Below are 7,542 nucleotides of genomic sequence, written 5' to 3'. Positions count from 1 at the left end.
ATCGAGGCGGGGGCCGCCGGCGGCGGGTCGGGGGCGGAGGCGGCACTCCGGGCCGAGCTGGGCCGGGACGCGGCCGGGCAGCTGCTGTGCCCGCCGGCCGGGCCGGCCACCGACCCGGCGTTCGACAACCGGCTGCTGGCGCCCGCGATCGAGCGGTACGACCGGGCCCGGCAGGCGCTGGGCGGGGCGGAGTCCGGCGAGGCGGCCGACGCACACCTGGGCGAGCTGCACCGGGCCGAGCAGGAGGTGCGCCGGCTGGTCGCCTCGCAGCTCAGGCCCACCTGGGACGCGGTGTGGCGGGCCGTCGAGCTGCTGCGGGCGCTGCCGGCCGGCGCGCGGGTCGCCGACCGGTGGACGCGCGACCGCTGGTCGTTCACCGGCCACCGGGACCGGGTGCGCTCCGGTGAGCCGCCGCAGCCGCGCCGGGACGACGCGGTGACGGCGGCGCAGAAGCTCGCCGCCCGGGAGACCGCGCAGGCGCAGTTGGAGGCGCACGAGGCGCTGGACGATCCGCTGGTGCTGGCCGGCCGGCGGCTGACGGGCGAGGCGTTCACCGCCGAGGTGCTGGACGTGGAACCGGCCTGGACGGAGTCCAAGCGGCCCTCGCCGCGCCCGCTGCTGACCGTGCGCACGGCCGACCTCCCGCACCTGGGCGAGGGCGTGAAGGTGTACCGCTCGCTGGACGGCAAGCCGCAGAGCGCGCAGTTCGTCGGGTACGTCCCGCGGGAGCCGGGCGTGCTGGTGCTGCGGCTGCTGGACCGGATGGGCCGGTCCAGGGAGCCGGCGGAGGGCACGGTGCCGGTGAAGGGCGACCGGATCGCCTGGACGCTGTTCGAGCACGAGCAGCGGGGCGGGCCGAAGCTGCCCGACCCGGAGGACACCCCCTGGACGCACGGCGGCCCGCCCGGCGAGCCCGGCGCGGAGCGCCCCGACCCGGTCACCCCGGAGGACCTGCTGTGACGACGACCCCGGCCCCCGCCGCTGCGGCCTTCGACCCCGGGGCCGCGGCCGCCGAGGCGACCGCGGCGATCCTGCGCGACACCCTGCACGGCACGGCCCGCGGGGTGGTGGTGGACTCCCCGCCGGGCGCGGGCAAGTCGACGCTGGTGGTGCGGGCCGCGCTGGAGCTGGCGGCGGCCGGACGGCCGCTGATGGTCGTCGCCCAGACCAACGCGCAGGTGGACGACCTGGTGCTGCGGCTGGCCGAGAAGGAGCCGGGGCTGCCGGTGGGCCGGCTGCACAGCAACGACTCCGACCCGTACGACAAGGCGCTGGACGAGCTGGAGCAGGTGCGCACCTCGGCGAAGGCGGCCGACCTGGCCGGTCTGGACGTGGTGGTGTCCACCGCGGCGAAGTGGGCGCATGTGAAGAACGTCGAGCCGTGGCGGCACGCCATCGTGGACGAGGCGTACCAGATGCGCTCGGACGCGCTGCTGGCGGTGGCCGGGCTGTTCGAGCGGGCGCTGTTCGTAGGCGACCCGGGTCAGCTCGACCCGTTCTCGGTGGTGGGCGCCGAGCAGTGGGCGGGGCTGGCCTACGATCCGTCGGCGAGTGCGGTCTCCACCCTGCTGGCGCACAACCCGGAGCTGCCGCAGCACCGGCTCCCGGTGTCCTGGCGGCTGCCCGCGTCGGCGGCGCCGCTGGTGTCGGCGGCCTTCTACCCGTACACCGCCTTCCGCAGCGGCACCGGCCCCGGCGACCGGCGGCTGTCGTTCGGCACGGCCTCGGACGGCTCGGGCCCGGACCGGGTGCTGGACGAGGCGGCGGCCTCCGGCTGGGGGCTGCTGGAGCTGCCGGCCCGGCACACCCCGCGCACCGACCCGGAGGCGGTGCACGCGGTGGCGCTGGTGGTGCGGCGGCTGCTGGACCGGGGCGCGGCGGCGGTCTCGGAGCGCTCGCCGGACCCGGCGCCGGTGACGGCGGACCGGATCGCGGTCGGCACCGCGCACCGCGACCAGGCCGCGGCGGTCCGCGCGGCCCTCGCCGCGCTCGGGGTCGCCGGCGTGACGGTCGACACCGCCAACCGGCTCCAGGGCCGCGAGTACGACGTGACGGTCGTGCTGCACCCGCTCTCCGGCCGCCCCGACGCCACCGCCTTCCACCTGGAGACCGGCCGGCTGTGCGTGCTGGCCTCCCGGCACCGGCATGCCTGCGTCGTGGTCTGCCGCGCCGGCGTCGCCGCCCTGCTGGACGAGCACCCCTCCACCGAGCCGGTCAGCCTCGGCGTCACCGTCAAGTTCCCCGACGGCTGGGAGGCCAACCACGCGGTCCTCTCCCACCTGGCCGGGCACCGAGTGGAGTGGAGCCCGTGACCGGGCCGGCGGATGGCCGGAACCGCTCCGCGGGGGCGCCGAGCGCTGAGCGAGGGGGCCCTCTTGCGCGGGGCGGGAGAATGGAGGGTGGCTCATCCGAGGGGCCCAGGGCGAAGGGGAGAGACTCGATGGCGGAAACCGAGCGGAGCGAGCGGCGGCTGAAGCCCGCGCCGTTGCTCTTCGAGCCCGCGGAGGCCGCCTCCGACCCGGAGCACTTCTTCGGCCTGGAGTCCATGGACGACCCCCGGGAGCTGCTGGCCCGCTCCACCGAGCTGGCGCTCGCCTTCCGCGCCGCCACCGACCGGGCGGTGGAGTTCCAGGCCGTCGCGGCCGCCCAGCTCGCCGACCCGCGGCGGTTCGACCGGCTGACGGCGGCCGCCGTGGCCGAGCGGGCCCAGTGGACGGAGGACTACGCCCACAAGATGATCGAGTTCGGCCGGGACCTGATGCGGGCGGCGAGCGCCCCGGCGGAGGACTGACCCCTCCGCGGACTGACAACTTCCGCGGAGACGGCGCGGGGCGGGCGGGACTGCTGGGGGCATATGACGGCGGCGGGCGCACGATACTCCGGTACGCCCGATCGTGTCCGGGTTTCCGGAAACTCTCCGAAACCGACCTCGTACTCACGGTAGACGTGGAGTCATGAGCGCATGGCTGCCAGATGAACTCCCCTCCCGTCCGCAGCCCACCCCGTGCACCGACCGGGTGGGCCGCGCCGACCCCGCGGGCCGTCCGGACGTCTTCGCCCTGCTGGGGGACGACGACTGCCACCGCGCCGCCCAGGTGACCGCGGCCGGGGCGGTGTGGCTGACGTCGGCGTCCGCGCACGCCCGCTCGATGCTCGCGCTGTGGGAGTCCCGCCCCACCGCCCCGGCGGTGCTGTCCTGCGGCCGGGTCTTCGACGTGGTGAGCGTGGAGTCGGTGTTCGGCCGGCGGATGCTGGACCGGCTGTGGACCGAGGGCCCCGGCTCCGGGCCGGTAGCCGTGCACCGGGGCCGGCTGATGCTGTTCGCCGCGCCCGGCACGGCCCAGCGCCTGCCGTCGCTGCTGCGCTGGCAGGGCGACCCGCCCACCCGGCCGGACGGCGGCGCCCCGGACGTCGGCGAGGGGCGGCGGGGGGTGCCGCCGATGCTGTGCCACGGCGCGGGGGACGCCGTGACCGTGCCGCCGCTGGTGCCGGGCGGGGAGGCGGACGGTCCCCGCTGGCTGGTCGCCCCGGACACCCGCCGGCCCTGGCTGCCGGGCCCGGACACCGTGCTGTGGGCCGCCACCCGGGCGGCCCGGGGCGCCTCCTCCCCGGCTTCCCGGGCGTCCTTCCCGGCGGGCTGGGCACCGATTTCACACCCCGCCGACCAGGGTGCTAATGTCTACGACGTCAGCAGGCGCCGCTAGCTCAGTTGGTTAGAGCAGCTGACTCTTAATCAGCGGGTCCGGGGTTCGAGTCCCTGGCGGCGCACCGACGGAGAAGAGGCCCTCGCAAAAGCGGGGGCCTCTTCTCGTGCGCGCGTTCCCGCACGTGTCCGGCGGGCGCGGACTCAGACCAGGGTGACGCGGACCGTCCAGCCGCCGGTGGCGGTGCGGTCGGCCACCTCCACCCGTACGCCGTCGTCCTGCACGGTGAAGGTCTCCCCCTCCGCCAGCGGCGCGTCCGCGAGCGGCGGGTAGACCGAGCGGTGCGGGCAGGCCGCGGTCCCCGGGTGGGCGTCCACCACCTCCACCGGGCCGTCGCCGGAGACCGCGTCGGTGCGCACCCGGTAGACCAGCACCCCCTCGGTGCAGGTGTCGCGGTCGTTGCCGGTGGCGTCCCGGGCCTCGATGGCCAGCGCGGTGCGCGGGCCGGTGCGCACCACGGCCAGCCGGGTGCCGGGGGTGGTGCCGGGCTGCGGCGGCGCGGTCAGCGGCTCCAGGGTGAAGCGGTCGTCCCCGGTGCCGTCCACGCAGCGCACCTGGCGCCGGTCCAGCCAGCCGAGCTTCCACTTGTGCCAGGCGAACGGCTCCGGGGCGAGCGCGAACTGGCTGCCCATGACGTCCCAGTCCCCCACATGGGTGTCCCAGTCGCCCTTGCCGTCCATCGGGCGGCGGTAGAGGTCGGGCAGGTCGAAGACGTGACCGGTCTCGTGGGCCAGGACGTTGCGGTCCGGCGGGTGCCGCTCGAAGACGGTGACCATGCGGTTGATCTCCGTGCCGTCGGCCCGCAGCGGCCGGTCGAAGTTGACGACCTTGGTGGCGTCGGAGTCGACGCCGGGGGCGTCCGGGTCGGCGACCAGGTAGACGATGTCGTACTTGGAGAAGTCCACCAGCGGGTCGCTCACCGCGAGGGCGTCGCGCAGGTAGGCGGCGCGCCGGCCGGAGGACCAGTCGCGCTTTATGGCGTACGAGGTGGAGGGGCGGGGCATCTTGAGCCACTCGCGCCGGGGGTGGGGCTTCAGGGTGAACCGCCCGTAGGAGGCGCGCTGGAAGAACTCGCTGGTCGCCGGGAAGTGGTCGGCCGCCAGTTGGCCGGGGGTGGTGCGGGGGGCGGCGTCCGGGAAGGACAGGAAGACCATCAGGGCGTCGAGGTCGCGGTCCGGCCGGGGGTAGTCGGCGTTCCAGGTGTCCAGGCCCAGGGAGTGGTGGGCGTCGGTGCGGGGCAGCGCGCAGGGCCCCTCCTCGGAGGCCGCCGCCGAGGGGCCGGCGACCAGTCCGGTGGCGGCGAACGACAGCAGCGCGAAGAGGCCGGCGGCCGTGGAGCGCGCGCGGCCGCGGTCCACTCCCTCGGGTGTCTGGGGACCCTCCACGTGGACCTCCGGGTGCGGGATACAGGACGTCCCACCACCCTGTGACGGTTTGTCGCCTTACGCCCTGTTCCGGTGCCCCACACGGGTGAGCGGTCGCCCGCAGGGACGATCCCGCACCTCTCACCCACAGTCACATTCGCTCACCTGCCGGCCCCGGCATGGCACACCCGTGCAGAAACGGTCGGCCCGGCGTTCGAACCACGTCACCCACATCGCCCACAGGGGTCGTGGACGCGGGCGGCGCTGGAACGCCTGGCGCGAAAACCTCTATGATCGGCACACTTTCCAGGCCGACCCATCCGGACCACATCCGTGCGTCACAACTGCCCCGCGGGAGCGAGCGGTGAACGGAACCCCCGAAGGACCGGCAGCCGCGGCGGGCACACCGACCGACAGCACCTCCCGGTCGGTGACGGAACGTAACCACCCGGGCGACCCGGTACGGTACGCCGCGCGGGCCGCCCGCCACCCCGACGCCCCCGACGTTCGCGACGCCTCCGCGGCGCGGGTCGCGGCCGCCACCGTCCGGGTCGGCGCGCCCGGCCTCGTCCGGCCGAACGCCGCCCCCGCCACCACCGGCGCCGCGGCGCCGTTCACGTCCTACGGACCCCGCGAACCCGACTACGGGCCCCGCGAACTGGACGACTACCGGGACGCGTTCATCGCCGCCCAGCTCGCCATGGCGGTGGTCGCCCAGGACGGCCTGGTGGTCACCGCCAACGAGGCGTTCGCCGCGCTGCTGGGCGCGGACCCGGCGTCGCTGCGCGACCAGTCGGCCGCCGACCTGGTGGACCTCGGCTCCGACGACCGCACCTGGCGCGCCTACCGGGAGGTCCTCCAGGGCCACCGCTCCCGGTTCCGGTGCACCCGGCGGCTGGGGCACCCCGACGGGCGCACCCTGTGGGTGGAGATCACCGTCTCCCCGGTGCCGCGCAGCCGGGGCGTGCTGCTCTCGCTCGCCGACGTCAGCGAGCGCCGCCAGTTGCAGGCACGCCTGCGCCACCTGCAAATGCACGATCCGGTGACCCGGCTGCCCAACCGGACGCTGTTCTTCGAGCGGCTGACCACCGCTCTGGAGGGCTCCGCCCACGACACCTACACCGAGGGCTGCACCGGCCGGATCGGGCTGTGCTACCTGGACCTGGACGGCTTCAAGGCGATCAACGACACACTGGGCCACGGGGTCGGCGACCGGCTGCTCGCGGCGGTCGCCTCCCGCCTCAACGACTGCGCCGACAGCGACGGTCACGCCCGCAGCGGCAGCGGCCACCTGGTGGCCCGGCTCGGCGGGGACGAGTTCGCCGTCCTGGTGGAGGACTCCACCGGCACCGACCAGTTGGCCGAGCTGGCCGGCACGCTGCTGACCGCCGTGCAGCGGCCGTTCGACCTGGCCGGACAGCGGCTGTCGGTGTCCGCGTCCATCGGGGTGGTGGAGCGGGCCGCCGCCGGCACCACCGTCAACGGCCTGATGCAGGCCGCCGACACCACGCTGTACTGGGCGAAGGCCGACGGCAAGGCCCGCTGGACGCTGTTCGACCCCGAGCGCAACGCGCACCGGATGACCCGGCAGGCGCTCTCCTCCACGCTGCGGCCGGCCGTCGAGCGCGGCGAGTTCGCACTGGAGTACCAGCCGCTGGTGGACATGGCGGACGAGGCGGTGCGCGGGGTGGAGGCCCTGGTGCGCTGGAACCACCCGCAGTTCGGCTCGCTGTCGCCGAATCGGTTCATCGGGATCGCCGAGGAGGACGGCTCGATCGTCCAGCTCGGCCGCTGGATCCTGCGCACCGCCTGCCGGCAGGCGGTGCAGTGGCAGCGCGAACACCCGCGTGAGCGGCCGCTGTTCGTCAGCGTCAACGTGGCCGTACGCCAGGTCTGGGACTCCGACCTGGTCGCGGACGTCCGGGAGATCCTGGCCGAGACCGGACTCGCGCCGGGGCTGCTGCAACTGGAGCTGACCGAGTCGGCGGTGATGGGCTCGGCCGGCCGGCCGCTCCAGGCGCTCCAGGCGCTCAGCGACATGGGGGTGCGCATCGCGATCGACGACTTCGGCACCGGCTACTCCAACCTCGCCTACCTCAGCCGGCTGCCGGTCTCGGTGCTGAAGCTGGACGGGTCGTTCGTGCGCGGCTTCCAGGACGAGGAGCACCCCAACCCGGCCGACGAGGTCATCGTGGAGACGCTGGTGCAACTGGCGCACCGGCTCGGGCTGACCGTCACCGCCGAGTGCGTGGAGACCTCCGGGCAGGCCGCGCGGCTGCGCCGGATCGGCTGCGACACCGGGCAGGGCTGGCTCTACTCGCGCGCGGTGGCCCCGGACCGCATCCCCGCCCTGATCGACGCGGCGGCGGGCTGACGCCCCGGCGCCGTACGCGCACACCGTACGGACATGGGTCGCCCGCCCGGCCCGGGGTGGGTTTCCGGGCGGGCGACCCATGTCCGTACGGTGTGCGCGT

5 protein-coding genes, 1 tRNA gene and 1 pseudogene are annotated in these 7,542 nt (G+C 75.4%); 6 read left to right on the top strand and 1 reads right to left on the bottom strand.

Annotation, left to right across the window (positions count from 1 at the left end; genetic code table 11):
* From C6N75_RS21335 to C6N75_RS21315, 5 genes and pseudogenes are all read left to right on the top strand, one after another.
* Positions 1-960: pseudogene (locus C6N75_RS21335) on the top strand (hypothetical protein); the annotation flags it as partial.
* Complete coding sequence (locus C6N75_RS21330; RefSeq protein ID WP_105870518.1) at positions 957-2,312, top strand: AAA family ATPase; 1,356 nt, start codon at positions 957-959, stop codon at positions 2,310-2,312. The pseudogene C6N75_RS21335 and the gene C6N75_RS21330, both read left to right, overlap by 4 nt.
* 128 nt (positions 2,313-2,440) lie before the next feature.
* Positions 2,441-2,791 carry a hypothetical protein gene (locus C6N75_RS21325; protein WP_105870517.1) on the top strand — a complete coding sequence of 117 codons (351 nt, stop codon included), beginning with the start codon at positions 2,441-2,443 and terminating at the stop codon, positions 2,789-2,791.
* A gap of 163 nt (positions 2,792-2,954) precedes the next feature.
* Positions 2,955-3,704: a bifunctional DNA primase/polymerase gene (locus C6N75_RS21320; RefSeq protein WP_258177525.1), complete on the top strand. Its 750-nt coding sequence runs from the start codon at positions 2,955-2,957 to the stop codon at positions 3,702-3,704.
* Positions 3,695-3,768, top strand: a tRNA-Lys gene (locus C6N75_RS21315). The genes C6N75_RS21320 and C6N75_RS21315 overlap by 10 nt, the downstream gene beginning before the upstream one ends.
* Positions 3,769-3,847: 79 nt before the next feature.
* Here C6N75_RS21315 and C6N75_RS21310 read toward each other — a convergent pair.
* Positions 3,848-5,089 (bottom strand): M6 family metalloprotease domain-containing protein, encoded by a 1,242-nt coding sequence (locus C6N75_RS21310; protein ID WP_105870515.1) that lies wholly within the window; start codon positions 5,087-5,089, stop codon positions 3,848-3,850.
* Positions 5,090-5,768: 679 nt separating this feature from the next.
* Here C6N75_RS21310 and C6N75_RS21305 point away from each other — a divergent pair.
* Positions 5,769-7,442 carry a putative bifunctional diguanylate cyclase/phosphodiesterase gene (locus tag C6N75_RS21305; protein WP_258177526.1) on the top strand — a complete coding sequence of 558 codons (1,674 nt, stop codon included), beginning with the start codon at positions 5,769-5,771 and terminating at the stop codon, positions 7,440-7,442.
* Positions 7,443-7,542: the final 100 nt, after the last annotated feature.

It is taken from the genome of Streptomyces solincola, assembly GCF_002982015.1.
In the GTDB taxonomy this organism is placed as follows: domain Bacteria; phylum Actinomycetota; class Actinomycetes; order Streptomycetales; family Streptomycetaceae; genus Streptomyces; species Streptomyces solincola.
Note: the sequence above shows the minus strand (reverse complement) of the source record. Positions and strands in the feature narration are given on the sequence as shown.